This window comes from Pseudomonas bubulae (assembly GCF_037023725.1).
In the GTDB taxonomy this organism is placed as follows: Bacteria; Pseudomonadota; Gammaproteobacteria; order Pseudomonadales; family Pseudomonadaceae; genus Aquipseudomonas; species Aquipseudomonas bubulae.
Genome location: NZ_CP146077.1, coordinates 2,006,778 through 2,031,309, shown reverse-complemented (window position 1 = coordinate 2,031,309; position 24,532 = coordinate 2,006,778). Strand labels below are relative to the sequence as shown.

Here is a 24,532-nt window from a genome sequence, read left to right as displayed (position 1 = left end):
AGGCAAGCTCAGAACTTACTCATCCGCCGCTACACTAGCAAGCACCCATACCCAACTGCATCAAGGCCAGCCCACCCTGATGCCAGCCCCACCAGACAAGAGCCAGCAACAAGGCACCGGCACTGACTGCACCCAACCAGATCCAGCTTGCACTCATCCTAAACTCCCTTGCGCCTGCAAACGGGCCACCGGGCGCTCGCGCACGGGCCAGTTCAAGGCAGCCGCCAACAGGCTCAACAAAATCGAGACTTGCCAGATCAGATCATAGCTGCCTGTCTGATCATAGACCACGCCACCCAGCCAGCCGCCCAGAAAAGCCCCCAGCTGATGGAAGAGAAATACGATCCCGCCCAGCATCGACAGGTTACGCACGCCAAACAGGGTCGCCACCGTGCCATTGGTCAGCGGTACCGTCGACAACCACAAAAAGCCCATGGCCATGCCAAACAGGTAAGCGCTGAGTTGTGTGATCGGCGCCCACAAAAACAATACGATCACTACCGCCCGCGCCAGGTACAAGGCCGTCAGCAAGCGCGGCTTGGACATGCGCCCGCCGAGCCAGCCAGCCGTGTAAGTACCGAAGATATTAAACAGACCGATCAGCGCCAGCACCGTGGTGCCAACTGTCGCCGGCAAATGCTGATCCACCAGATAGGCTGGCAGGTGGACACCGATAAACACCACCTGAAAGCCGCAAACAAAAAAACCCAACGCCAGCAGCCAGAAGCCCGAATGCGAGCAGGCCTCACGCAGGGCCTCCCTGAGGGTTTGCTCACCGCCCAGGCTTGGCAGCGGACGATCCTTGAGCATGCCCACTAATGGCACAATCATCGCTACCAGTACGCCCAACACCAAAAGCGCCGTCGACCAGCCGAGCCAGCCAATAAGGCCCAGGGTGCCGGGTAACATGGCAAATTGACCGAAAGACCCTGCGGCACTGGCGATGCCCATGCCCATGCTGCGTTTTTCTGCAGGCAGGGCACGGCCAACCACCCCCAGAATTACCGAGAACGATGTGCCCGACAGGCCGATACCAATCAGCAACCCCGCACTCAACGACAGCGACAGCGGTGAGTCTGCCAACCCCATCAGCAACAGCCCTACGGCATACAGCACGCCGCCAACGATCACCACTTTCGCCGCGCCAAAGCGATCAGCCAACGCCCCGGTAAAGGGCTGTGCCAAGCCCCAGATCAGATTTTGCAGGGCGATGGCAAATGCAAACACCTCGCGCCCCCAGCCAAACTGCGCGCTCATGGGCGGCAGAAACAACCCGAAGCCATGCCTGACACCCAACGACAATGCCAGAATGAGCGCACTGCCAAGAAGAACCCAAGCGCTGTTGCGCCACACCGTTGTCATTATTATTCTCCGGAAGCGGGTATATACCCATTTAAAGTCCAACGACTGAGTTTCAGTCTTTACCCGCCAGCTCATCCAACAGTTGCAACAGCTGCGCACGCCTGGTTTCGCCCAAACGGTCCATCAAGCGCTGCTGGGCGGCCTCCCAGGCCGGCAAGGCAGCCGCAAGGCAGTCCTCACCTGCCCGAGTCAGGCACACCAGCCGGTTACGCTGGTCTGCGCCCTCAGTCATCTTCAGCAACCCGGCGCCCTCAAGCACCCGCACATTACGCCCCAAGGTACTGCGATCCAGCCCCATGGCTTCTGCCAGGGTGGAAATGCTCGGTTGATCGAGCCGCTTGAGATTGCACAGCAAGGAATACTGGGCGACGTTGATCCCGAAGCCATCGAGAGCGCCGTCGTAATGCCTGCTCACGCCACGTGCAGCACGTCGCAGATTGGTACATAAACACTGGGTTGGTAACATTTTGTATGTATATACCCGCAATAAAAGACAATCAAGATTTATGTAACGCCACCCGCCCGGTTTTTTGTGGGAGCGGGCACGTGCACCGTCAGATCAGCGCCAATCCTACCAGCACCAGCACTTCGAGCAGTTCCAGCAGCGCCCCGGCGGTATCACCGGTAGTGCCGCCCAAACGACGGATCATCACCCTGCGCAACCAAACGAACCCCAGCGCTGCCAGGCCAAGCGCCCACCACCCCGAATAACCGACCAACAGTACACAAACCAGGGCACTAAGCCCCAGCACCCACCAGCCTGCCTTGCGTGGCAGATGATCAGCCAGCGCCTGCCCCAAGCCACCCGCGCGCACATAGGGCGTAGTCAGGAATACTGCCAGCAAAGCACTGCGCCCGATCAAAGGGACAATCAGCAAGGCAGTACCGTTGCCCTGCTCAAGCAACGCCAGCAGCGCGCAAAACTTGAGCAACAGCACCAGAATCAACACAACCACCGCAATCGGCCCGCTGCGCGGATCTTTCATGATGGTCAGCGTACGCTCACGATCACCAAAACCGCCTAACCAGGCATCTGCACTATCAGCCAGGCCGTCCAGATGCAAACCGCCACTGAGCAACACCCAAAGGGTCAGCAACAAGGCGGCGTGCAACATCAACGGCGCATCGGACAACAGCCCGCTAACGCCGTACAGCAGCAGGCCGAACAACAATCCCACCAGTGGGTAAAACAACAAAGAGCGCCCCAGTTCTTGAGGCTGGGGCATCCCGGGCAAGCGAATCGGCAAGCTGCTTAAAAACTGCAGGGCAATCCAGAACGGCAACATCACTCGCCGACCTCGAGCAACTGATCATCCGCACAGACCCGCAAACCAATGAGCGCGCCGTGGCCCACAGGCACTTGCAACAGATGCTCACGGGGCAAGCCACGGGCCCGGGCCAGCAACAGTTTCATCACCCCGCCATGGCACACCACGAGCAGCCGCTCACCGGCGAACTGCTGCTGCAAACGGCTGACGGCAGACAGCACACGCGCCGAAAACGCCAGCACTGGCTCACCCTCGGGCGGAGTAAAAGCATAGGGGTCAGCCCAGAACAAGCCCAGGGCCTGCTCGTCGGTTTCCATCAGCGCCGCAGCACTGCGCCCTTCCCACGCACCAAAATGCAGCTCTTGCAGATCTTTGTCGAAAGACACGGGAATATCGAGCTGCACGCTCAACTCCCGGGCAAACAATGCACAACGCTGCAACGGCGAGCTGACGATACGATCCCACGGCCCTTTGCCCTGGACCGCATCACGCATTTGCGTCCAGCCCAGAGCCGTCAAGGCGTCGTCCAGGCTGCCGCGCAAACCGCCTCCCAGCTCGGTTTCGCCATGACGCAGCAAATCCAGCTGTACGGTCATGCCGGGCGATCTGCCACTGCGGCTTGGGCAAACGTCGCCATCTGCCCGTGCAGGTCGCAGGCCAGACGCATCAACGGCACCGCCAGCGCAGCACCGCTGCCCTCGCCCAGGCGCAATCCCAGATCAAGCAATGGCTCGGCCTGCAGGCTCTCGAGCACATGACGATGGCCCTGCTCTGCCCCGCGGTGGCTGAACACCAGCCACTCACGACACTGTGGATTCAGGCGCACGGCGACCATGGCCGCAACGGTGCAGATAAAGCCATCGACCACCGCTACAATCCCCTCCTGAGCGCAGGCCACATAAGCACCGACCAGGGCTGCAATTTCAAAGCCACCCAGACGAAACAGGGTCTGCAGCGGATCATCGAGATGCCCCTCGTGAAACGCCAGCGCCCGCTCAATCACCCGTGCCTTGTGGCTCACTCCCGCCGCATCCAGGCCAGTGCCCGGCCCGGTCAACAGCGAAGCCGGACAAGCGAGCAACGCACTGGCCACCGCACTCGCGGACGCCGTGTTGCCGATGCCCATTTCACCGCCAATAAACACTTCACTGCCTGCCGCCTGCGCCCGCAGCACGCTGTCGCGCCCGGCCTGCAGGGCTCTCAAACCCTGGCTGTCAGACATCGCCGGGGCCTGGACGAAATTGGCCGTACCCGCACCCAACTGCAGGTGCCGCACCCCGGCCAGCTCCAGCATCGGCGTGACCGTGCCCAGGTCCACGACATCCAGTTGCGCACCCAACTGACGGGCCAACACGCTGATCGCCGCGCCGCCGCTGACAAAGTTATGCAGCATTTGCCCGGTCACCGCCTGCGGATAAGCCGAGACACCCTCGGCAACCACGCCGTGATCGCCGGCGAAAATGCCGATCCAAAGTTGATCGACACGGGGCTTGAGCCGCCCTTGCAACCCGGCCAGTTGCACTGCCAGCGCCTCAAGTTGACCTAGCGAGCCCGCGGGTTTGGTCAGTTGTTGCTGATGCTCGCCCGCAGCAGCTTGCATGTCACGATCAACGGGTTTGCAGGGCTTCAGCCACCAGGGGGTGCTCATAGTGCAGTTCCTTTCAACGTCAGGGGCAGGCCAGCCACTGTCAACACGACTCGCTGACAGCGCTCGGCCAGGGCTTGATGCAACCAACCGGCTTCATCGACATAGCGGCGAGTCAATTCGCCCAGCGGTACGACACCCATTCCGGTTTCGTTGCTGACAAACAGGATTTCGCCCGGCAGCTCAGCCAGGCATTCCAGCAGCGCATCACGCTCGGCGTTCAGGCGCTGAAGGTCTTCAAGCATCAGCAGGTTGGTTAGCCATAGCGTCAGGCAATCAACCAGCAGGCAAGCATCGGCGCGCGCGTTGTCGCGCAGTACGCGGGCCAATTCGATCGGTTCTTCAATCAGCGCCCAATGTTCAGGGCGGCGTTCGCGATGATGACGCACGCGCTCATTCATCTCGCCGTCCAGCGGCTGGCTGGTGGCGATATAGGTAACAGCACAGCCAGACTCGGCCGCGAGCTTTTCAGCCAGACGGCTCTTGCCCGAACGGGCGCCACCCAAAATCAGTTGCAGCATGTCAATTAACCTCTGGAAATGCGGCAAGTCCACTGTGGCAGAGAGCCTGCTCGCGAAGTGGCATTGTTCGCGAGCAGGCTCGCTCCCACACGATTCAAATTCCGCACAGTTCGCGCAAGTACGCCGTATCCAGGTGGTTTTCCACCAGATCCGCCAGCCGCTCGATATCCCGCTCGCGCAGGGCGTGGTAGTCCACGGCCTGCACATCCTGCAAACCGGCCCAGCGCAACAACGCGCTGCAAGCGGCAGGGGATTCGAACAGGCCATGCAGGTAAGTACCGAGAATCTGCCCGTCCGCGCTTTGTGCACCCTCACGGCGTCCGTCATCCAGATGCACTGCCGGTTGCTCCAGAGCAGCTCCCGTCGTCACGCCCGCGTGGATTTCGTAACCCATGACCTCGGCGTTTTCCAGGGCCAGGTGCCCGCGCACATTGCGTAACTGTTTTTCGGCAGCCAGTTCGGTACTGAATGCCAGCAAGCCCAGCCCGGCACTGCTGCCCGCAGTGCCTTCAAGGCCCAGCGGGTCGTGCACCTGCTCACCAAGCATCTGCAAACCGCCGCAAATGCCCAGCAGCTTGCCGCCATAGCGCAAGTGACGGCTGATGACCGTGTCCCAGCCATTGGCGCGTAAATAGGCCAGATCACTGCGCACGCTTTTGGAACCGGGCAGGATGATCAGGTCGGCAGGCGGGATAGGCTGCCCCGGCCCGACAAACTGCAAGTCCACTTGCGGGTGCAGGCGCAGCGGGTCGAAGTCGGTGTGGTTGCTGATGCGCGGCAGCACCGGCACCACCACCTTGAGCACCTGGTCGGCCTTGTCGGTCTGGCGCTGGTCGATGCCGTCTTCGGCCTCGAGGTGCAAGTCCATAACATAGGGCAGCACACCGATCACCGGTTTGCCGGTGCGCTGCTCCAGCCAGTCGAGGCCGGGCTGGAGCAGCGCAATATCGCCGCGAAAGCGGTTGATGATAAAGCCCTTGACCCGCGCCTGCTCGGTGTCCGAGAGTAATTCCAGAGTACCGACCAGATGAGCAAACACGCCACCACGATTGATATCGGCGATAAGCACCACCGGGCAGTCCACCGCCTCGGCAAAGCCCATGTTGGCGATATCACCGGCCCGTAGATTGATCTCGGCCGGCGAACCGGCGCCTTCTACCATCACCACCGGGTACGCCGCACTCAAACGCTGGTGCGAGGCCAGAACGGCCTGCATGGCGATGGCCTTGTAATCGTGATACGCCACGGCATTCATGCTGGTGACAGCACGACCATGAATGATTACCTGGGCTCCGGTGTCGCTATTGGGCTTGAGCAGCACCGGGTTCATATCCGTGTGCGGTGCCAGCCCGGCTGCCTGTGCCTGTACTGCCTGGGCGCGACCGATTTCACCGCCTTCTGCAGTCACGGCACTGTTGAGCGCCATATTTTGTGGTTTGAACGGCACCACCGCCACGCCCTGACGGGTCAGCCAGCGGCACAGGGCCGTCACCAGGGTGCTTTTACCGGCATCGGACGTGGTGCCCTGCACCATCAACGTACTCATAAGGATTCCTTGGTGTACGCCGCCAGAGCCTGCTCCAGGCGCAGCCAGTCAGCTTCTTCGGCTGGCAGGCCAAAACGCACGCTGCTGTTGTGGGTAAACAGGCGCAGCAAAATGCCGCGGTGCGCCATAAACTCGTAAAGGCTATCGGCATGGGAGGTGATCAACCACTGGAACAGCGCACAGCCCCCTTGCGGCGGCAGATCATGCAAGCCCAACAGACGTTCCAGACGCCCGCTGGCCAGTTCGCTGCGTTCGCGCTGACGAGCTTGGGCCTCGGAGTCGAGCAGGCAGGCCTGGCCGACAATCCGCGTCGGGCCGCTGACCGCCCAGGGACCGACTTGCTCGGCCAGCAACTTGAGTAACTTGAGTTCAGCCAGCACAAAACCCAGCCGAACGCCCGCCAGGCCAAAAAACTTGCCGAAAGAGCGCAATACGATCAACCCGGTACGCTGGGTATGCGCGGCCAGGCTCAGTTGCGGCGTGTTGTCCATAAAGGCTTCGTCCACCACCAGCCAGCCGCCGCGCTGCATCAGCCGCGCATGCCACTCCAGCAGGCGTTCCGGGGTCAGACTCAAGCCCGTGGGATTGTTGGGGTTGACCACCACCAGCACATCCAGTGTGTCGATGTAGAAGTCGATTTCCTGCTCCATGATTTCCCGCACGATATGCCCGCTGCGCCGCCACGCATGGGCATGCTCGGCGTAACACGGCGACAGCACGCCAACCTTGCCGCTACGGCGCAAACGCGGCAGCAACTGAATGGCACACTGTGAACCCGGTACCGCCAGCACATGCGGCGCGCCGTAATAGGCGCAGGCCGCTTGCTCAAGGCCGTCATCGGCCTCAGGCAAGCGCGCCCAGGCACGTTCGGGCACCTGGGGGATAGCAAAGGGCCAGGGCGCCAGGCCGGTGGACAGGTCCAGCCAGTCCGCCTCGGCAATGCCGTAGTGCAACGCCGCCTTGCGCAAACGCCCACCGTGCTCAAGCATAGAATTCACTCCAGACACACAGGATCAGCAGCCACAGCCATACGCCACGCTGCACCAGTTGCCAGCCACGGCCGATCGACTCGGCGTCCGCCGGTGCACCTTCGCCCAATTGCGGGCGCTCATGCAGTTCGCCGTGATAAATCGCCGGGCCACCCAACTCAACACCCAGCGCTCCGGCACCAGCAGCCATGACCGGGCCGGCATTGGGGCTGTCCCACAGCGGTGCCTGCTTGCGCCAGCTCTTCAGGGCCAGTCGGGTTTTACCCAAAGCGGCATAGGTCAGCGCAACCAACCTTGCAGGAATATAGTTAAGAACATCGTCGATCCGCGCCGCAGCCCAGCCAAAACGCTCAAAGCGTTCGTTGCGATAGCCCCACATGGCATCCAGGGTATTACTCAAACGATAGAGCACCACCCCTGGCGCACCCGCGACCACAAACCAGAAAATCGCGGCAAATACCGCATCGCTGCCGTTTTCCAGCACCGACTCGGTGGCGGCGCGGGCCACTTCGGTAGAATCCAGCTCACTGGTCTGACGGCTGACCAGATAACCCACCCGCGTGCGCGCCTCATCCAGGTTATTGGCGCGCAATGCCTCGGCTACTGGTTGTACGTGCTCACCGAGGCTGCGCATGCCCAGTGCGCAATACAGCGCCACAATGTCCACCAGCCAGCCAATATAAGGCAGCCAGGACAGGGCCGTGGCCAGGATCGTCAGCGGCAGCACTGCCAGTACCCAGGCCGTGACACCATGACTGCGCCAGCCACGGCCGCCGGAATTGAAACGCTGCTCAATACGCTCGGCCATACGGCCAAAGGCAACCAGCGGATGCCAGCGTTTGGGCTCGCCGAGCAACGCATCCAGCGCCACCCCGGCAACGCACAGCAACGCCACACTCATGGACTCACTCCCCAATAATTCTCGTACACCAGTTCACTGAGCGGACGCGCTTGCGCCCACCCTTCCAGGACCAGCATCGGCGCCGGATAAAACGCCTCGACCGGGCCCAGGCACAGTACAGCGAGCGGCTTGGCGCCGGCAGGCAACCCCAGCAGATCAGCCAGTGCCTGCGGTTCGAACAATGACACCCAGCCCATGCCCAGCCCTTCGACCCGGGCCGCCAGCCACAGATTTTGAATGGCACAGGACAAGGACGCCATGTCCATTTCCGGCAGCGTACGTCGACCAAAAATGTGCTTTTCGCGGTCATCCATCAACGCAGCCACCAGCACCTCAGCGCAATCGTTGATACCTTCGACCTTGAGCGTCATGAATTCATCGGAGCGCTGGCCCAGGGCATCCGCGGTGCGTACCCGCTCTTCTTCCACCAGACCCTGGATCTTGCCGCGCAGCTCGCGGTCAGTGATGCGGATAAACCGCCACGGCTGCATCAAGCCCACGCTCGGGGCTTGATGCGCCGCTTCCAGCAAACGCGACAACAACTCGGGTGCCACAGTGCCACCACTGAAGTGGCGCATATCACGACGCTCGGCGATGGCGCGGTACACGGCGGCGCGTTCTTGCGGGCTGAATGCGTTATCGCTCATGGCACCTTCACGGCACATGGCGCAAACAACGCGGCAATGGCCTGAGGATTGGACGGGAAGTAAAAGTGTACATAAGAAGCGGTCATTCGCCCTTCGCGATACACCGCTTCGGCGCCGCGCCCGCCATTGGGGCTCAGGCCGCGAGCAACAGGCTCAAGTTCGGTACTGGTCAGCGAGTGGTGGTAGGTGTGGCCGCGCAACAGCCCTTCAGGCATGTCCACAGCTTGCAGCGCCAGGGCAGCCAGGCGCTTTTGCATCGTCGCCTCCCCTGCCAGCAAGCCAACCAGTTCGGCGCGCTGGCCCTCGACATCGGTCAGGGCATCGAGCAGGTAAAGCATGCCACCGCACTCGGCCAGCAGCGGTTTACCGGCCCTGTGGTGTGCGCGAATCGCCATGAGCATCGGCACGTTGCGCGACAGCTCAAGGTGATGCAGTTCAGGGTAACCACCGGGCAAATACAGGCTGTCTGCTTCAGGCAGCTGACTGTCACGGATCGGTGAGAAAAACAGCAGTTCGGCGCCCATATCACGTATTAACGCGAGGCTGGCGCCATAAGTGAAGGCAAAGGCTTCGTCGCGGGCCACGGCAATTCGCACACCTGCCAGCAGCGGCTCGACGGCCACCGGCTCAGGCGCAGCGAATTCAACCGGCGGTGGCAGCGCTACCTCACAGGTGCTGGCCAGGGCATTGGCCGCCGCATCCAGGCGCGCATCCAGATCATTCAGCTCGCTGGCCTGCACCAGTCCCAGATGACGGCTTGGCAGTTCGATGCCGGTTTCGCGGGACAGCGCGCCGTACCAGCGCAAGCCTTCGGTCAGGCTGCCTTCGAGCAACTGTGCATGGCGTACGGTGCCAACTCGATTGGCCAGCACCCCGGCAAACGGCAGATCCGGCTGATATCGCGCCAAACCAAGGGCCAGCGCACCAAAGGTTTGGGCCATGGCAGTGCCATCAATCACCCCCAACACCGGCACGCCAAAATGCCGTGCCAGATCGGCGCTGGAAGGCGTGCCGTCAAACAGCCCCATCACACCTTCAATCAAAATCAGGTCCGCCTCACCGGCGGCTTCCCACAGCAGGCGACGGCTTTCCTCGGCGCCCACCATCCACAAATCCACCTGATACACCGGCGCACCGCTGGCGCGCTCCAGGATCATGGGGTCGAGAAAATCCGGGCCGCACTTGAATACCCGCACCTTGCGCCCCTGATTGCGATGCAACCGGGCCAAAGCCGCTGTAACCGTGGTCTTGCCCTGACCGGAAGCCGGCGCGGCGATCAGCACCGCCGGGCAATGACGTGACGCTCTCATACTTCAACACTCACAATTCGATGCCTTTCTGGGCTTTGATCCCGGCCTGGAAAGCGTGTTTGACCACCGCCATCTCAGTCACGGTATCAGCCAGATCAATCAATTCAGGTTTGGCGCCACGGCCGGTGACCAGCACATGCTGCATGGGCGGACGGGCTTGCAGGTCGGCGAGCACCTGTTCCAGATCGAGGTAGCCGTGCTTGAGCGCGATATTCAGCTCATCGAGCACCACCAGTCCAATGGACGGATCGCGCAGCATCTCGCGGGACACTTCCCACGCGGCTTCGGCGGCGGCGATATCGCGCTGGCGGTCCTGGGTTTCCCAGGTAAAGCCTTCACCCATCACGTGGTAGCGCACCTGCTCGGGAAAACGGCGGAAGAAAATCTCCTCACCGGTGCTGTTGCGACCCTTGATGAACTGCACCACGCCGCACTGCATGCCGTGGCCCATGGCGCGGGCCAGCATGCCAAACGCAGAACTGCTCTTGCCTTTGCCATTGCCGGTCAATACCAGCAGCAGTCCGCATTCATTGGGCGAGCTGGCAATGCGCTCGTCCATAACCGCTTTTTTGCGCAGCATGCGCGCCTGATGGCGTTCGTCGCGTTCGGGGGATTCATTCATGGCAACTCTCCGTTGGGTTCGATGATGCAAACGGGAGGCGGGGGAAATTAAAAAAACACACTGCATCGCCCGCCGCGAGAGTGGTGGATGGATCAGGCCGGTCTCCGGGCTCACAAGCGGGCGGCACCTGTAGGGTGCACCCTTGTCCACGCGCCTTCCCGTGCAAAAAACACAGTGGCACTGAGCGTGGCTTTGACTCGTTTACCGTTGCGGGGGCAGCGCCGGGATCGTGGCGGTTGTGTAGGTCCAACACGCCCTCACCGGCTTCCCTGTTTCACTCTGTCGACCCATGGCCACAGAGCACCTGAAACAAGCCGCGAAGGTTAGAGGGTTGGGGGTGGAGCGTCAATTAAAGCCGGCGCCTAAAGGCTTTATCCGGCGCCCGGGCTGAACCTTTAAACAGCTACGCTTCTCTACTATCAGACAAGATCTTATGGAGAACCACATGCTCAAGCGCCAGCACGCCGTTGTTATTGTTCTTGCCGCAGGATTGGTCGCTTGCGGCGAAAGCTCGACCCTGCAAGTCAGTGAGGGAACCGGCCCATCACCCAAGCTTCCCGAACCCAATAAAACCCTGATTCCAACGGTCAATATCGCCCCCGCCATCGGCTGGCCCGATAATGCCACCCCAGTGGCTGCCCACGGCTTGCACGTCGCCGCTTTCGCCCAGAACCTCGACCACCCGCGCTGGCTCTATGTACTGCCCAACGGCGACGTGCTGGTGGCCGAATCCAATTCGCCGCCCAAGCCGGATGACAGCAAGGGCATCAAGGGCTGGATCGCAGACAAGGTCATGTCCCGCGCCGGGGCCGGAGTGCCAAGTGCAAACCGGATTACCCTGCTGCGCGACGCGGACCACGATGGCGTCGCCGAAACCCGCACCGTGTTTATCGAGAACCTGAACTCTCCCTTTGGCATGACGCTGGTGGGTAACGATCTGTATGTGGCAGATGCCGACAAGCTGTTGCGCTTCCCCTATCAAGCCGGTGAAAACAGCATCAGCGCCAAACCGGTCAAGGTGGTGGACTTACCCGGCGGGCCTCTGAACCACCATTGGACCAAAAACGTGATCGCCAGCAAGGACGGCACCAAGTTATATGTGACCGTCGGATCCAACAGCAATGTGGGCGAAAATGGCATGGACAAGGAGCAAGGTCGCGCCGCGATCTGGGAAGTCGACCCGGCCACCGGCAGCCACCGCATTTTTGCGTCGGGCCTGCGCAACCCTAATGGCATGGACTGGGAGCCCACCTCCGGCAAACTCTGGACAGCAGTTAATGAGCGTGACGAAATCGGCAGTGACCTGGTGCCCGACTACATCACATCAGTCCAGGATGGCGGCTTCTATGGCTGGCCCTACAGCTACTACGGCCAGCATGTGGATGTGCGGGTCAACCCGCAAAACCCTGAACTGGTGGCCAAGGCCATTGCCCCGGATTACGCCGTTGGGCCACACACGGCGTCTTTGGGGCTGACGTTTGCCGAAGGCAGCCATTTACCCGGCTTTACCCAGGGTGCATTTATCGGCCAGCACGGCTCCTGGAACCGCAAACCCCACAGTGGTTACAAAGTGATTTTCGTGCCTTTTGCCGGCGGCAAACCGGAGGGCATGCCGATCGATGTGCTGACCGGCTTTCTTAACGCCGACGAAAAAGCCATGGGCCGGCCAGTGGGCGTGGTGATCGACAAGCAAGGTGACTTGTTGGTGGCCGATGATGTAGGCAACAAGGTTTGGCGGGTGTCGGGAAAATAGGCTTTCTAATCAAGAGCCGCCCTCACCCTAGCCCTCCCCGGAGGGAGAGGGCTGGGCTGAGGGGCTCTAGGGCAAACGTGCCAAATGCTGCTCGGTCGGCAACACGCGCTTGGCATTCAGATAAGCCCTCTGCCAGTAGGCCTTGTTCAGGCTGTCCAGCTTGACCGTACCGCCCGTGGCCGGCGCATGGACAAAGCGCCCTTCGCCTACGTAGATCCCGGCGTGACTGACCTGGGAGCCACCATTGGTTGCAAAGAACAGCAGGTCACCGGTTTGCAGCTTGTCCTGGCCGATGCTCTGCGCACGCATCACGATCATCTCGCGCGTAGTGCGCGGCAACGAAATACCCGCGGCGTCGTTGTACACGTACTTGATCAGGCCACTGCAATCAAACCCCGAATCCGGGGTATTGCCGCCCCAGCGATAAGGCGTACCTACCAGACCAAGGGCGCGAAAAAGCACATCTGCGGCAACCGGCGAGGTTTCTTCGGGATGAGTGATAAACACAACCGGCTTTTGTGCCACGGGGGCTGGCGGGGTGCGGCTGGCGCAGGCACTGAGCAGTGCTGCTAAAGTGAGGAGAGCAACGCGGGCCATGATCGACATAAACAGAATGTTCCTGATTCTGGATACGGCAACTCAGGCCGCGAACCCCAAAGCCGCGAGAGGGGGCACCTTCGCGGCTTCAGAAATTTAACATTGCGACTTAATTCTAGCTCTTAGCTGCAGAACTTCAAGTAACACATTAACTTTACTTGCGGGCTACGACGCTCGCAGGGGCCATCGCCAGGGCGCGTTTGGCCTCAATAAAGGTCTTGCTCCAGTAGCTGTCACCCAGGTTATCAATCCGCACACCACCGCTGCGGCGGCTGCTGGAGTGAATAAACTGGTCATCACCCAGGTAAATCCCGGCATGGCTCACACGGCCACGACCATTGGTGCTGAAGAACAGCAAATCACCCGGTTTCAAATTATTCCGTGCGACCAGCGGTGCTTTTACGTTGATCATTTCGCGGGTTGAGCGCGGCAATTGCATGCCCGCCTCTTCCTTGAACAGATAACCGATAAAGCCGCTGCAATCGAAGCCTGCCTCGGAGGTGCCACCAAAACGGTAACGGGTACCGATCAAGGACATACCGCGCTCTAGAATGCTGTCAGCCAGAGCTGGCAATTCATAAGGCTTGCTGTTGGCAGAAAACTCAGCCAGTTCTTTTTCGGTTGCCAGTTCTTCCTGATAAAGAGCGGAAGTTTGCGAGACCGAAGATGACTTTTGAACCTGAGCCTGGACGACTTGCTGCGACACTGGCGTGTGAGCAGCACAACCAAACAACAGGGTAACGAGTGCGAGGGGCACGAGGGGTGCGAAGCGCTTTAGCATGGGCACGACCGTGGCTTATTAGAAAAAGTAGCCGCGACTATGCCTTCTATGATCCTCATTTGCAAATTCAATCGATCTAAATGTGACTTGATGGTTTTGTCGTGACATCTAAGGCTTTACACCCCTGACGACAGATTTTGCGCCCACAGCCCTTTGGCCGCGCAGGATTTTTGGCGCCTGGAAACTGTCAAAACCGGCTACAACCCTTATTTTTGAAGGGCTGAGCTACCAGCCAAGGGTTTCTTTCAGGAAGGGAATGGTCAGCTTGCGCTGCGCCTGCAAGGACGCTTGATCGAGCCGCTCGAGCAAATCAAACAAGGCACTCATGCTGCGGGTACCGCGCGTGAGAATGAAATGCCCGACTTCGTCAGTCAGGTGCAGGCCACGGCGTGAAGCACGCAACTGCAAAGCCCGCAGCTTGTCCTCATCGGACAGGGGGCGCATCTGGAAAACCAGCGCCATGGTCAGGCGGGACTTGAGGTCTGCCAGTTTGATCGGCAATTCTCGAGGCGAGGTGGAGGCTGCAATCAACAGGCGCCGGCCGCTGTCACGCAGCCGGTTGAACAGATGGAACAGCGCCTCTTCCCAATCAGCACGCCCGGCCACCGCCTGCAGGTCATCCAGGCAAACCAGCTCGTACTGCTCAAGGTTATCGAGGATTTCTATGCCGCGATCCAGCAACTCGGCCAGCGGCAGGTAAACCGCCGGTTCGCCCATCTGCTCAAAGCGCAGGCAAGCGGCCTGCAGCAGGTGCGTACGCCCTACGCCATGTTTGCCCCACAGGTAAATCAGGCTTTCTGTCCAGCCGGCGTCGGCTTCGCACAGACGTTCGACATAGCCGAGTGCAGCGGCATTGGCGCCTGGATAGTAGTTTATGAAGGTAGCGTCATCACGCAGACGCACACCTAGGGGCAGCTGAATCGGTTTCATGCTGACTGAACAGTTCAAGCGAACCGTTAGTGGCCTCTGTGTAAGGTTTGAAAAGTTTATACCCGTGTCGCCGGGCACACAATGTAACAGACCACGAGCAAAATCAAAGGTTTGCGTTAAGGTCTTGGATTGATTGGGCTTTTTCTGGCGCCTGCGAGCCGCCTCGAACGCACAAAGAAGGCCGGGCCGCCTCGCGACAACCCCGCCGCTTCACAACCCACCCTCTACAACTGCGGATCCTCACTGCCTTTATAGACCTGGGAATCCTTATACAAATCCTGCACATGGCGCACCAGCACCATGATCACGGCCGCTACCGGCAAGGCCAGCAATACACCGGTAAAACCGAACAGCTCACCGCCAGCCAGAATCGCAAAGATCACCGCCACCGGGTGCATACCGATTTTGTCACCCACCAGCAGCGGGGTAAGCACGGTGCCCTCCAGGGCTTGGCCGATCATAAACACCGCCACGATGCCGAGCATCGGGTACAGATCCCCGCCAAACTGGAATAACCCGGCAACCAACGCCGCACCGATGCCGACAATAAAGCCCATATACGGCACGATGGCCGCTATACCCGCCATCAAGCCGATCAACAACCCCAGCTCGAGGCCGACCAGCATCAGGCCCGCCGAGTAGATCACCCCCAGCGCCAGCATCACCAGCAACTGACCGCGCACAAACGCGCCGAGCACGTCGTGGCACTCTTTGGCCAGTGATACGATCTGATCTGCCCGAGCCCGCGGCAACAGACCGCGAATCTTGGCCATCATGATGTTCCAATCACGCAACAGGTAGAACGCCACCACCGGAATCAACACCAGATTGGCCAAAAAGCCGATCAGCGCCAGACTGGAAGCCGTGGCCTTGGACAGGACGATTCCGACAATGTCAGTGGCCTGCCCCATATGCTCGGTGATCGCCGCCTTGATCTTGTCGAACTTCCAGAAACTATCACTCAAGCCGAACTTGGCTTGCACCCACGGCATAGCCGTGTGCTGCAGCCAGTCGAGGATCTGCGGTGCCAACTGATAGAGCTTCAACAGTTGCTTGGCCAGCAGCGGCACCAGTACCAGCAGCAATGTCATCAAAATGACAGTGAACACGGTAAAGACCGCAACCACACCCCAGGTTCTTGAAAGTCCGAACCTTTCCAGTCGATCGACCACCGGGTCGAACATATAGGCCAGGACGATGGCGACCAGAAAAGGCGTGAGTATCGGATGCAGGAAATACACGAACAGGGCGAATCCCAACGCCACGCCCCACCACACCCACCGTCGCGAATCAGCCATGAGCCACCCCATCCTTATATAAAGAAGACATCAACCTACCAGCGAAACCGCAACTGCGCCGCAGGGCCTGAGGCAACACTTGACGCCTGCCCCCCATCAGCCGCAACAGGCACTTGCCCCGCCGGTACTTCCTGCAACTGCGCCAGCCCCAATTGCGAACGCAACTGCTCGGCGCTGCCGTTTACCAGGTACACAACACGATCACCGTCAACGCTCTTGAGTTGCGCACCAAAAGGCTCAAGCAAATGCCCCAGCTGCGCATATCGCTGCAACGTCATGCCTTGCACTTCGAGCAACTGCTCGGAAGAAACCCCGGGCTTGACCGCATAGCGCGGCGCCAGACGCTGGCTGACCGCAAGCATCACGGCATCGGCCAGCGCTGCCTGATCAGGAGCCTGAGCGCTGCCCTGCTCCTGCTGATCACCTACCCACAAACGCCATTTGGCGCTCCACTGCCCGTCATCTTCACGAGCATGCACCGCCAGCAATGCGTCCGCACCATAACGCTCGGAAGCGTCTTTTAAAGGCGCAGGATTGCTGCCCTCAAGATTTTCAGCCGTACCCACAAGCTGTTCACTCAAATCTGCCAACGGCAAGCGCAATGGCAAACCCCGATGCTGCGCGGCACGACGCAACGGCTCGGCCACTGACTGACCGTCCCCCACCAGGCTCGAACCTTCGACCGAGTCATTCAGCCACCAGCCCAGCAGCGCAGGGCGATTACTGCCCCACAGCGACAGCCCGGCCTGATGCAACGCACGATCGGTACTCACCGGATCGAAGTCCACTTGCAGGCTTTGCGGCGGGCCGGCGTCATAGCCGTAGCGACTGATGATTTGCTGCGGATCTTTGCGAATCGCCTCCAGCGCCGGACTCTTAATCGCCGCGGCATCTCCGGTCAGACGCAACACCAGGGTTTCCAGGGCCTTTTGCGTAGCCTGGGTGCGCTCATCAGGTGACTGGGTGGTGACTGGCTCGAGCACCTGATAAAGACCGGTGAGGATTTCGGCATGACTGGCCAGGCTGAAAAAAGACAGACAGCCCACGGCTAAAAATTGGCTAAAACGCATGAAAGATTCCCGATGACAAAAAGCAGCCTATTAAGGACGCCATAAAAACACTCGAACAGACTTCTGACACGGCCACGGCCAAATCATTCACGCCCGTTTCGCGTTTTCACGCGGTCACACAACCTCTCTATACCTTATACAGGCCTGTTCGCAGACCCAAGTACGACTAAAAAAGGTTTTTTTCGCCAGATATAACCCTGCCTGTCGGCCCGAGGATGGCCGCTGCCCTTCAAGCCTGATAAAATCGCGCGCCTTCGCAGACCGCCAACAGCCGGGCACCCTGCAAATGCTCTGGTGCAATCCTTGAGCACTTGCAAGCCTGCCCCCTGAACTCGGTCGATACCCCCGAATCCCCCCTAAAGGCCTGGATTATGAGCAAGCAACCATCCCTGAGCTACAAAGACGCCGGTGTAGACATCGACGCCGGTGAAGCATTGGTCGAACGCATCAAGAGCGTGGCCAAGCGCACTGCACGCCCGGAAGTGATGGGCGGCCTCGGCGGTTTTGGCGCCCTCTGCGAAATTCCGGCTGGCTACAAGCAGCCTGTTCTGGTTTCCGGCACTGACGGCGTCGGCACCAAGCTGCGCCTGGCCCTGAACCTGAACAAGCACGACAGCATCGGTATCGACCTGGTTGCCATGTGCGTCAACGACCTGATCGTATGCGGCGCCGAGCCTCTGTTCTTCCTTGACTACTACGCCACCGGCAAGCTCAACGTTGAAACCGCGACCCAGGTGGTGACCGGTATCGGCGCTGGCTGCGAACTGTCCGGTTGCTCGCTGGTTGGCGGCGAAACCGCTGAAATGCCAGGCATGTACGAAGGCGAAGACTACGACCTGGCCGGCTTCTGCGTTGGCGTTGTAGAAAAATCCGAGATCATCGACGGTTCCAAGGTCGCTGCCGGCGACGCCCTGCTCGCCTTGCCGTCCTCGGGCCCGCACTCCAACGGCTACTCGCTGATCCGCAAGATCATCGAAGTGTCGGGTGCCGACATCGAAAACATCCAGCTCGACGGCAAGCCACTGACCGACCTGCTGATGGCGCCGACCCGCATCTACGTCAAGCCGCTGCTCAAGCTGATCAAGGAAACCGGCGTAGTCAAGGCCATGGCCCACATCACCGGTGGCGGCCTGCTCGACAACATCCCGCGCGTACTGCCAAAAGGTGCACAAGCGGTGGTTGACGTTGCCAGCTGGCAGCGCCCTGCCGTCTTCGACTGGCTGCAGGAAAAAGGCAACGTGGACGAGCACGAAATGCACCGCGTGCTGAACTGCGGCGTTGGCATGGTCATCTGCGTAGCTCAGGCTGACGTTGAAACTGCGCTGAACGTACTGCGTGAAGCGGGCGAGCAGCCTTGGGTCATCGGTCAGATCGCAACCGCCGCTGAAGGCGCTGCGCAAGTTGAGCTGCAAAACATCAAGGCGCACTAATGCCTGATACCTGTGATGTAGTGGTGCTGCTTTCCGGCACCGGCAGCAACTTGCAGGCCTTGATCGACAGCGATGACGTCAAGGCCAGCCCGGCATCAATCCGCGCGGTGATCTCCAACCGCGCAGATGCCTACGGCCTGCAACGCGCCAAAGACGCGGGTATCGATACCCGCGTACTGGATCACAAGGCATTCGAGGGCCGCGAGGCCTTCGATGCTGCATTGATCAAAGTCATCGACGAATTCAAACCGAAACTGGTGGTTCTGGCCGGGTTCATGCGCATTCTCAGCGCAGAATTCGTGCGTCACTATCAGGGTCGCCTGCTGAATATCCACCCTTCCCTGCTCCCCAAATACAAGGGCTTGCACACGCACCAGCGGGCGCTGGAAGCAGGAGACGGTGAGCACGGCTGCAGCGTGCACTTTGTGACCGAGGAACTCGACGGCGGACCTCTGGTCGTACAGGCAGTGATACCGGTAGAGTCCGATGACTCGCCACATAGCCTGGCGCAACGGGTTCACGCCCAGGAACACCGGATTTATCCGCTTGCAGTGCGCTGGTTTGCCGAAGGTCGCTTGTCACTTGACGAGCGAGGCGCATTATTGGACGGTCAATTACTTGCGGCCAGCGGCCACTTGATACGAACCTAGGAGAACTTATGCGTCGTGCCCTGCTTCTCGCCCTTAGCCTGCTGGCTATTCCAGCAGTCCAAGCGGCCGATCTTCAGCCTTTCAAGGCCAGCTACACCGCAGACTGGAAACAGCTGCCCATGAGCGGTTCTGCCGAGCGCAGCCTGACCAAGGGTGACAATGGTATCTGGACCTTGAATTTCAAGGCTTCAATGCTGGTAGCCAGCCTGAACGAAGAAAGCACCCTCAAAATCGAGAAAAACACGCTGATCCCGCTGACCTACCACTTTGAACGTGGCGGCCTGGGAAAAGCCAAGAAGATCGATCTGGATTTCGACTGGGCGGCCAAGATGGTCACCGGCACCGATCAGGGCGACGCTGTCAAAGTACCCTTGCTCAGCGGCATGCTCGACAAGTCCACCTACCAGCTGGCACTGCAGCGTGACGTAGAAGCCGGCAAAAAGTCCATGAGCTACCAGGTGGTTGATGGCAATGACGTCGACACCTATGACTTTCGCGTGATCGGCCCTGAAGTGGTTGAAACCAAGGCTGGCAAGGTCGACGCAATCAAGGTTGAGCGCGTACGCGACCCGACACAGAACAAGCGCATCACTGAAATGTGGTTCGCCAAGAACTGGGGTTCGCTGCTGGTCAAACTGCGCCAGGTCGAAAAAGACGGCAAGGAATACAACATCATGCTGCTGGACGGCACGGTGGATGGCAAAACGGTCAAGGGCAACTAAGCGACAAGCCTTTAGCTGCAAGCCTCAAAAAAACCTCGCTTCGGCGAGGTTTTTTTGGTCTGTAACACACCAAAAACATGAAACATTTTTCATAAAACTATTAAACAAATCCGTAAACACCCCGTGCTTAAAGGGCTGCAGGGTTTAAGGATTTTCTGCAAGATGACAGCGCGACAATCAGCTATTTACTTAGGAAGCTAACAGATTCTATAAAGAAGTCCTGCGACGCCTTGCCGCAGGCCCTCATCAGAATTTGGAGCAAGCAGATGACTATCAAAGTAACTGAGCGCGACGATTCACGTATGTTCCACCAACTGGTAGCCCACGGTGTACACCTATGGGATGTGCATCAAGAAGACATACTGGTAGGCATGTTCCACCGCGAAAGCGACGCTCACAGCTACAAGGCTGAGCTGGAAAAGCTGGAAGCGCAGAAACGCCAGGCCTGAGCAGAAGAAACTACTGTCTTGAAAAACACAAACCCCGCCGAAGCGGGGTTTGTTTTGTTATGCGCCAACGCAACACTCTGTGGGAGCGAGCCTGCTCGCGAAGAGCAGCGAACGCTTTCGCGAGCAGGCTCGCTCCCACAGGTTATGCCAGCACTACCACATCAGGTCATCAGGGATCTGATAGGCCGCGTACGGATCGTCTTCTTCCGGGGTTTTCGGCTCAACCAGGATATTCAGCTGCACGATCCGGCGCGGATCGCGCTCCTGGATCTTCAGTGCAGCTTCACGGGGGATGACTTCGTAGCCGCCCTGGTGCTGCACGATCGCCAGCGAGCCATTGGCCAGCTTGTTGCGCATCAGGGTGTTGACCGACAGGCGCTTGACCTTTTTGTCATCAACGAAGTTGTAGTAGTCCTCAGTGGTCAGCTTGGGCAGACGTGATACTTCGATCAATTGCTTGATCTGCGCAGCACGGGCTTTTTGCTCGACCTTCTCCTGCTGCTGGCGGTTCAGTTCCTGGTCGCGCTTGACCTTCTCGGCCTTGGCTTCGGCAGCCAGACGCTGCTGGGTGTCGTCCAGTTCGATCTGGCCTTTGTGGGCCAGACGCTGTTGTTTCTGTTTTTCTTTGCCGGCCTGCTTGGCCTGCTTCTCGTTGACCAGTCCGGCTTTGAGCAACTGGTCGCGTAGGGAAATGCTCATCTACTTACTCACTTAGGCAAACTCAGCCGCAGCTGGGCAAATTCTTTTCCTGGCGCTTGGCTTCACCCCACAGGGCGTCCAGGTCTTCAAGGGTGCAACTTTCAATGGGACGCAGGGTATCGCGCAATGCCTGCTCGATAAACCGGAAACGTCGATCAAATTTTGCATTGGCACCACGCAAGGCGGTTTCCGGGTCCACTTTAAGATGACGGGCCAGGTTGACCACGGAAAACAGCAGGTCGCCGATTTCGTCATGAATGGCCGCCGAATCGTTGTCGGCCATGGCCTCCAGCACTTCATCCAGCTCTTCACGCACCTTGTCCAGCACCGGCAATGCCGCTGGCCAGTCAAAACCGACCTGGGCGGCGCGCTTTTGCAGCTTGGCGGCGCGGGACAGGGCAGGCAAGGCGACGGGCACATCGTCAAGCAAGGACAACTGCTCGGGGGCGGTAGACTTTTCTGCGCGCTCCTCGGCCTTGATCTCATCCCAGCGTACCTTGACCTGTTCTTCGCTCAAGCGCGGCACATCCAGCGGCGCATACAGGTCACCGGTGGGAAAGACATGGGGGTGACGGCGGATCAGCTTGCGGGTAATGCTGTCGATCACCCCGGCAAACTCGAAACGGCCTTCTTCCCGAGCCAGCTGGCTGTAATACACCACTTGAAACAGCAAATCGCCGAGTTCGCCCTGCAGGTGCTCGAAGTCACCCTGCTCAATGGCGTCAGCGACCTCGTAGGCCTCTTCGAGGGTATAAGGCACGATAGTGGCGTACGTTTGCTTGATATCCCACGGGCAGCCGTACTGCGGGTCACGCAGGCGGGCCATGAGGTGCAGCAGGTCGTCGAGGTTGTACATCTGTAATCCTTTGGCACACGCTAACCACACCCTGTGGGAGCGGCTTGCTCGCGATATGAACACCCCGGTACAGCTGACTCACCGAGGAGATGCAATCGCGAGCAAGCCCGCTACCACAAAGGATCAGCGCGGCTCACTACGCCCGATCCGACGGGTTTCGATGATGTTCGGCAGTTGCGAGATCCGCCCCAGTAAACGCCCCAGCGCATCCAGCCCCGGGATCTCGATGGTCAAGGTCATCAACGCGGTGTTGTTTTCCTTGTTCGAGCGGGTGTTGACCGCCAGCACGTTGATCCGTTCGTTGAGCAACACCTGCGACACATCACGCAACAAGCCCGAACGATCGTAGGCGCGGATTTCGATATCCACCGGATAGGTCGAGACCGGGATCGGCCCCCAGTTGACCTGAATCATCCGCTCCGGCTCACGACTGCCCAGTTGCAGCACCGAGGCGCAGTCCTGGCGGTGAATGCTGACGCCACGGCCCTGGGTGATGTAACCGACAATCGCATCCCCCGGCAGCGGCTGACAGCACCCGGCCATCTGGGTCAGCAGGTTGCCGACGCCTTCGATCTGGATGTCTCCACGCTTGCCCGGCTTGTAGCCCGTGGCCTTACGCGGGATCAGCTCCATCTGCTCGCTGCCGCGCTCAGGCTCGACCTGTTGCTGGGCCAGGTTGATCAACTGCGCCAGGCGCAAGTCGCCAGCCCCGAGCGCCGCGTACATGTCCTCGGCGGTTCGCATGTTGGCCTTGTCGGCGAGCTTCTCGTAATCCACCGCCGGCAGGCCCAAACGGCCGAGTTCGCGCTCGAGCATGGTTTTGCCGGCTGCGACGTTCTGATCGCGCGCCTGCAACTTGAACCAGTGGACGATTTTCGCCCGCGCCCGCGAGGTGGTGACATAGCCCAGGTTCGGGTTCAGCCAGTCGCGGCTCGGTGTGCCATGCTTGCTGGTGATGATCTCGACCTGCTCACCGGTCTGCAGGCTGTAGTTGAGCGGCACGATGCGCCCGTTGATCTTGGCACCACGGCAGTTGTGGCCGATCTCGGTGTGAACCCGGTAGGCAAAGTCCAGCGGCGTCGCCCCCTTGGGCAGGTCGATGGCATGCCCGTCAGGGGTGAAGATATACACCCGGTCCGGCTCGATATCGACGCGCAGCTGATCGGCCAGGCCACCGATATCGCCCAGTTCTTCGTGCCACTCCAGCACCTGGCGCAGCCACGAGATTTTCTCTTCGTACTGGTTGGACCCGGCCTTGACGTCAGTGCCCTTGTAGCGCCAGTGCGCGCAAACCCCCAGCTCGGCCTCTTCGTGCATGGCATGGGTGCGAATCTGCACTTCCAGGACCTTGCCTTCAGGCCCGATCACGGCAGTATGCAGCGAGCGGTAGCCGTTCTCCTTGGGGTTGGCGATATAGTCGTCAAACTCCTTGGGAATATGTCGCCACAGGGTGTGGACGATGCCCAGCGCGGTATAGCAGTCGCGCATTTCCGGCACCAGTACCCGTACGGCACGCACGTCATAGATCTGGCTGAAGGCCAGGCCCTTGCGCTGCATTTTGCGCCAGATCGAGTAGATGTGCTTGGCCCGGCCGCTGATGTCGGCGTCGGTCACGCCGGTGGCTTCCAGCTCGGTACGCAACTGGTTCATCACATCGCTGATAAAGCGCTCTCGATCGAGGCGGCGCTCATGCAGCAAGGTGGCGATTTGCTTGTACTGCTCGGGCTCCAGATAGCGGAAGGACAGGTCCTCCAGCTCCCACTTGATGTGGCCGATGCCCAGGCGGTGCGCCAATGGCGCATAAATATCGAACACCTCGCGGGCGACGCGGTTGCGCTTCTCGTCCGGGGCATTTTTGACTGCGCGAATCGCGCAGGTACGTTCAGCCAGCTTGATCAGTGCCACGCGCACGTCATCAACCATGGCAACCAGCATCTTGCGCAGGTTTTCGACCTGGCCCTGGGTGCCCAGCACCATCGATTGACGGGGGCTGAGGCTGGCACTGATGGCCGCCATGCGCAGTACACCATCAATCAGTTTGGCCACCACCGGACCGAAGCGCTGGCTGACGGCAGGCAACAGCACCTGCCCTTCGCGCACGCAACGATAGAGAATCGCGGCAACCAGGGAATCCTGATCCAGTTTCAGATCGGCCAATATCTCGGCGATTTCCAACCCGGTACGAAAGCTTGAGGTGCCCTCGGCCCACAGGTTTTTCGCCGCATTGGCTTGCTGCTCGGCCTCGCGTGCAAACTCACACGCTTCTTTCAAGGCTTCACGGTCCAGCGCCACATCGACACTCACCGCATGATCCAGCCATGCCTCGAGGTTGAGACTGCCGTCGGTGTTGATCGGCTGGTGTGCTCTGACCTGTACCATCTTGCTTACCTTCCCTACAGCGCAGGTTCAATGCGCCGAAATCACAGGCCCTGATCCCAACCGCGCGCTACAGGGCATAGCGTCGCGGGTTGCGGGCCCGTTGAAAT

General features: G+C 59.9%; 26 protein-coding genes and 1 riboswitch. Of the genes, 5 read left to right on the top strand and 21 right to left on the bottom strand.

Translation table 11 applies throughout. The features are described 5' to 3' along the window. Positions 1–34: 34 nt before the first annotated feature. The 13 genes from V6L81_RS09450 to cobO form a co-directional block, all read right to left on the bottom strand. The gene (locus V6L81_RS09450; protein ID WP_254925250.1) at positions 35–157 is read right to left on the bottom strand and encodes a hypothetical protein; all 123 of its coding nucleotides are present in this window, start codon (positions 155–157) and stop codon (positions 35–37) included. Next, positions 154–1,362, bottom strand: coding sequence for an MFS transporter (locus V6L81_RS09445; RefSeq protein WP_095003094.1), 1,209 nt, complete (start codon positions 1,360–1,362; stop codon positions 154–156). Before V6L81_RS09445 ends, V6L81_RS09450 begins: the two co-directional genes overlap by 4 nt. Before the next feature lie 52 nt (positions 1,363–1,414). Further along, on the bottom strand, positions 1,415–1,828 hold the full coding sequence (locus V6L81_RS09440; RefSeq protein WP_095003093.1) for a MarR family winged helix-turn-helix transcriptional regulator: 414 nt from the start codon (positions 1,826–1,828) through the stop codon (positions 1,415–1,417). An 88-nt stretch (positions 1,829–1,916) separates the two neighbouring features. Continuing rightward, positions 1,917–2,648 (bottom strand): adenosylcobinamide-GDP ribazoletransferase, encoded by a 732-nt coding sequence (locus V6L81_RS09435; protein ID WP_095020937.1) that lies wholly within the window; start codon positions 2,646–2,648, stop codon positions 1,917–1,919. Then, positions 2,648–3,226, bottom strand: coding sequence for an alpha-ribazole phosphatase family protein (cobC, locus tag V6L81_RS09430; RefSeq protein WP_338660634.1), 579 nt, complete (start codon positions 3,224–3,226; stop codon positions 2,648–2,650). The genes V6L81_RS09435 and cobC overlap by 1 nt, the downstream gene beginning before the upstream one ends. After that, complete coding sequence (gene cobT / locus V6L81_RS09425) at positions 3,223–4,278, bottom strand: nicotinate-nucleotide--dimethylbenzimidazole phosphoribosyltransferase (protein ID WP_095003090.1); 1,056 nt, start codon at positions 4,276–4,278, stop codon at positions 3,223–3,225. Before cobT ends, cobC begins: the two co-directional genes overlap by 4 nt. Then, complete coding sequence (cobU, locus tag V6L81_RS09420; protein WP_095024311.1) at positions 4,275–4,796, bottom strand: bifunctional adenosylcobinamide kinase/adenosylcobinamide-phosphate guanylyltransferase; 522 nt, start codon at positions 4,794–4,796, stop codon at positions 4,275–4,277. Before cobU ends, cobT begins: the two co-directional genes overlap by 4 nt. Positions 4,797–4,890: 94 nt before the next feature. Continuing rightward, on the bottom strand, positions 4,891–6,342 hold the full coding sequence (locus V6L81_RS09415) for a cobyric acid synthase (protein ID WP_095019428.1): 1,452 nt from the start codon (positions 6,340–6,342) through the stop codon (positions 4,891–4,893). Continuing rightward, positions 6,339–7,331 (bottom strand): threonine-phosphate decarboxylase CobD, encoded by a 993-nt coding sequence (cobD, locus tag V6L81_RS09410; protein WP_095003087.1) that lies wholly within the window; start codon positions 7,329–7,331, stop codon positions 6,339–6,341. Before cobD ends, V6L81_RS09415 begins: the two co-directional genes overlap by 4 nt. Beyond that, complete coding sequence (gene cbiB, locus V6L81_RS09405; RefSeq protein ID WP_095003086.1) at positions 7,324–8,232, bottom strand: adenosylcobinamide-phosphate synthase CbiB; 909 nt, start codon at positions 8,230–8,232, stop codon at positions 7,324–7,326. The genes cobD and cbiB overlap by 8 nt, the downstream gene beginning before the upstream one ends. Then, positions 8,229–8,879 carry a 5,6-dimethylbenzimidazole synthase gene (gene bluB / locus V6L81_RS09400; protein ID WP_095003085.1) on the bottom strand — a complete coding sequence of 217 codons (651 nt, stop codon included), beginning with the start codon at positions 8,877–8,879 and terminating at the stop codon, positions 8,229–8,231. The genes cbiB and bluB overlap by 4 nt, the downstream gene beginning before the upstream one ends. Then, positions 8,876–10,189 (bottom strand): cobyrinate a,c-diamide synthase, encoded by a 1,314-nt coding sequence (locus V6L81_RS09395; RefSeq protein WP_338660633.1) that lies wholly within the window; start codon positions 10,187–10,189, stop codon positions 8,876–8,878. Before V6L81_RS09395 ends, bluB begins: the two co-directional genes overlap by 4 nt. Before the next feature lie 10 nt (positions 10,190–10,199). Then, complete coding sequence (cobO, locus tag V6L81_RS09390; RefSeq protein ID WP_095003083.1) at positions 10,200–10,811, bottom strand: cob(I)yrinic acid a,c-diamide adenosyltransferase; 612 nt, start codon at positions 10,809–10,811, stop codon at positions 10,200–10,202. Positions 10,812–10,888: 77 nt separating this feature from the next. Next, positions 10,889–11,134, bottom strand: a riboswitch (cobalamin riboswitch). A gap of 122 nt (positions 11,135–11,256) precedes the next feature. Between cobO and V6L81_RS09385 the strand changes: the two genes are divergently transcribed. Beyond that, on the top strand, positions 11,257–12,564 hold the full coding sequence (locus tag V6L81_RS09385; RefSeq protein ID WP_095003082.1) for a sorbosone dehydrogenase family protein: 1,308 nt from the start codon (positions 11,257–11,259) through the stop codon (positions 12,562–12,564). A 66-nt stretch (positions 12,565–12,630) separates the two neighbouring features. On the opposite strand, the gene V6L81_RS09380 is transcribed toward V6L81_RS09385, so the two are convergent. From V6L81_RS09380 to V6L81_RS09360, 5 genes are all read right to left on the bottom strand, one after another. Beyond that, the gene (locus V6L81_RS09380; RefSeq protein ID WP_095019425.1) at positions 12,631–13,170 is read right to left on the bottom strand and encodes a C40 family peptidase; all 540 of its coding nucleotides are present in this window, start codon (positions 13,168–13,170) and stop codon (positions 12,631–12,633) included. Between the two features lie 145 nt (positions 13,171–13,315). Then, complete coding sequence (locus V6L81_RS09375; protein WP_095003080.1) at positions 13,316–13,942, bottom strand: C40 family peptidase; 627 nt, start codon at positions 13,940–13,942, stop codon at positions 13,316–13,318. 225 nt (positions 13,943–14,167) lie between these two features. Beyond that, positions 14,168–14,872 carry a DnaA regulatory inactivator Hda gene (gene hda, locus V6L81_RS09370; protein ID WP_016779862.1) on the bottom strand — a complete coding sequence of 235 codons (705 nt, stop codon included), beginning with the start codon at positions 14,870–14,872 and terminating at the stop codon, positions 14,168–14,170. Between the two features lie 224 nt (positions 14,873–15,096). Then, positions 15,097–16,170, bottom strand: a complete 1,074-nt coding sequence (locus V6L81_RS09365; protein WP_095003079.1) for an AI-2E family transporter — start codon at positions 16,168–16,170, stop codon at positions 15,097–15,099. A gap of 35 nt (positions 16,171–16,205) precedes the next feature. Continuing rightward, positions 16,206–17,240, bottom strand: a complete 1,035-nt coding sequence (locus tag V6L81_RS09360; RefSeq protein WP_095003078.1) for a DUF2066 domain-containing protein — start codon at positions 17,238–17,240, stop codon at positions 16,206–16,208. Positions 17,241–17,611: 371 nt separating this feature from the next. Between V6L81_RS09360 and purM the strand changes: the two genes are divergently transcribed. The 4 genes from purM to V6L81_RS09340 all read left to right on the top strand — a co-directional run bounded on the left by purM (position 17,612) and on the right by V6L81_RS09340 (position 20,491). After that, on the top strand, positions 17,612–18,670 hold the full coding sequence (gene purM / locus V6L81_RS09355; RefSeq protein WP_016779859.1) for a phosphoribosylformylglycinamidine cyclo-ligase: 1,059 nt from the start codon (positions 17,612–17,614) through the stop codon (positions 18,668–18,670). Then, positions 18,670–19,320 (top strand): phosphoribosylglycinamide formyltransferase, encoded by a 651-nt coding sequence (purN, locus tag V6L81_RS09350; RefSeq protein ID WP_095019424.1) that lies wholly within the window; start codon positions 18,670–18,672, stop codon positions 19,318–19,320. The genes purM and purN overlap by 1 nt, the downstream gene beginning before the upstream one ends. 8 nt (positions 19,321–19,328) lie before the next feature. Beyond that, the gene (locus V6L81_RS09345) at positions 19,329–20,042 is read left to right on the top strand and encodes a DUF3108 domain-containing protein (protein ID WP_095019423.1); all 714 of its coding nucleotides are present in this window, start codon (positions 19,329–19,331) and stop codon (positions 20,040–20,042) included. Positions 20,043–20,308: 266 nt separating this feature from the next. Further along, positions 20,309–20,491, top strand: coding sequence for a hypothetical protein (locus V6L81_RS09340; RefSeq protein WP_016779856.1), 183 nt, complete (start codon positions 20,309–20,311; stop codon positions 20,489–20,491). Between the two features lie 153 nt (positions 20,492–20,644). Here V6L81_RS09340 and V6L81_RS09335 read toward each other — a convergent pair whose 3' ends face one another. From V6L81_RS09335 to relA, 3 genes are all read right to left on the bottom strand, one after another. Beyond that, on the bottom strand, positions 20,645–21,190 hold the full coding sequence (locus tag V6L81_RS09335) for a DUF2058 domain-containing protein (protein WP_019827734.1): 546 nt from the start codon (positions 21,188–21,190) through the stop codon (positions 20,645–20,647). Between the two features lie 22 nt (positions 21,191–21,212). After that, the gene (mazG, locus tag V6L81_RS09330) at positions 21,213–22,046 is read right to left on the bottom strand and encodes a nucleoside triphosphate pyrophosphohydrolase (RefSeq protein WP_095003075.1); all 834 of its coding nucleotides are present in this window, start codon (positions 22,044–22,046) and stop codon (positions 21,213–21,215) included. Positions 22,047–22,169: 123 nt separating this feature from the next. Next, on the bottom strand, positions 22,170–24,425 hold the full coding sequence (gene relA, locus V6L81_RS09325) for a GTP diphosphokinase (protein WP_095003074.1): 2,256 nt from the start codon (positions 24,423–24,425) through the stop codon (positions 22,170–22,172). Positions 24,426–24,532: the final 107 nt, after the last annotated feature.

Excerpts from the sequence above, each read along its gene's own strand:
- cbiB (WP_095003086.1), bottom strand. The coding sequence starts at position 8,232 with ATGAGTGTGGCGTTGCTGTGCGTTGCCGGGGTGGCGCTGGATGCGTTG.
- cobC (WP_338660634.1), bottom strand. The coding sequence starts at position 3,226 with ATGACCGTACAGCTGGATTTGCTGCGTCATGGCGAAACCGAGCTGGGA.
- relA (WP_095003074.1), bottom strand. The coding sequence starts at position 24,425 with ATGGTACAGGTCAGAGCACACCAGCCGATCAACACCGACGGCAGTCTC.
- V6L81_RS09375 (WP_095003080.1), bottom strand. The coding sequence starts at position 13,942 with ATGCTAAAGCGCTTCGCACCCCTCGTGCCCCTCGCACTCGTTACCCTG.
- cobD (WP_095003087.1), bottom strand. The coding sequence starts at position 7,331 with ATGCTTGAGCACGGTGGGCGTTTGCGCAAGGCGGCGTTGCACTACGGC.
- V6L81_RS09335 (WP_019827734.1), bottom strand. The coding sequence starts at position 21,190 with ATGAGCATTTCCCTACGCGACCAGTTGCTCAAAGCCGGACTGGTCAAC.
- V6L81_RS09445 (WP_095003094.1), bottom strand. The coding sequence starts at position 1,362 with ATGACAACGGTGTGGCGCAACAGCGCTTGGGTTCTTCTTGGCAGTGCG.
- V6L81_RS09395 (WP_338660633.1), bottom strand. The coding sequence starts at position 10,189 with ATGAGAGCGTCACGTCATTGCCCGGCGGTGCTGATCGCCGCGCCGGCT.
- V6L81_RS09440 (WP_095003093.1), bottom strand. The coding sequence starts at position 1,828 with ATGTTACCAACCCAGTGTTTATGTACCAATCTGCGACGTGCTGCACGT.
- purN (WP_095019424.1), top strand. The coding sequence starts at position 18,670 with ATGCCTGATACCTGTGATGTAGTGGTGCTGCTTTCCGGCACCGGCAGC.
- hda (WP_016779862.1), bottom strand. The coding sequence starts at position 14,872 with ATGAAACCGATTCAGCTGCCCCTAGGTGTGCGTCTGCGTGATGACGCT.
- V6L81_RS09385 (WP_095003082.1), top strand. The coding sequence starts at position 11,257 with ATGCTCAAGCGCCAGCACGCCGTTGTTATTGTTCTTGCCGCAGGATTG.
- mazG (WP_095003075.1), bottom strand. The coding sequence starts at position 22,046 with ATGTACAACCTCGACGACCTGCTGCACCTCATGGCCCGCCTGCGTGAC.
- bluB (WP_095003085.1), bottom strand. The coding sequence starts at position 8,879 with ATGAGCGATAACGCATTCAGCCCGCAAGAACGCGCCGCCGTGTACCGC.
- V6L81_RS09345 (WP_095019423.1), top strand. The coding sequence starts at position 19,329 with ATGCGTCGTGCCCTGCTTCTCGCCCTTAGCCTGCTGGCTATTCCAGCA.
- V6L81_RS09380 (WP_095019425.1), bottom strand. The coding sequence starts at position 13,170 with ATGTCGATCATGGCCCGCGTTGCTCTCCTCACTTTAGCAGCACTGCTC.
- V6L81_RS09340 (WP_016779856.1), top strand. The coding sequence starts at position 20,309 with ATGACTATCAAAGTAACTGAGCGCGACGATTCACGTATGTTCCACCAA.
- V6L81_RS09415 (WP_095019428.1), bottom strand. The coding sequence starts at position 6,342 with ATGAGTACGTTGATGGTGCAGGGCACCACGTCCGATGCCGGTAAAAGC.
- purM (WP_016779859.1), top strand. The coding sequence starts at position 17,612 with ATGAGCAAGCAACCATCCCTGAGCTACAAAGACGCCGGTGTAGACATC.
- V6L81_RS09360 (WP_095003078.1), bottom strand. The coding sequence starts at position 17,240 with ATGCGTTTTAGCCAATTTTTAGCCGTGGGCTGTCTGTCTTTTTTCAGC.
- V6L81_RS09450 (WP_254925250.1), bottom strand. The coding sequence starts at position 157 with ATGAGTGCAAGCTGGATCTGGTTGGGTGCAGTCAGTGCCGGTGCCTTG.
- cobU (WP_095024311.1), bottom strand. The coding sequence starts at position 4,796 with ATGCTGCAACTGATTTTGGGTGGCGCCCGTTCGGGCAAGAGCCGTCTG.
- cobT (WP_095003090.1), bottom strand. The coding sequence starts at position 4,278 with ATGAGCACCCCCTGGTGGCTGAAGCCCTGCAAACCCGTTGATCGTGAC.
- V6L81_RS09365 (WP_095003079.1), bottom strand. The coding sequence starts at position 16,170 with ATGGCTGATTCGCGACGGTGGGTGTGGTGGGGCGTGGCGTTGGGATTC.
- cobO (WP_095003083.1), bottom strand. The coding sequence starts at position 10,811 with ATGAATGAATCCCCCGAACGCGACGAACGCCATCAGGCGCGCATGCTG.
- V6L81_RS09435 (WP_095020937.1), bottom strand. The coding sequence starts at position 2,648 with ATGTTGCCGTTCTGGATTGCCCTGCAGTTTTTAAGCAGCTTGCCGATT.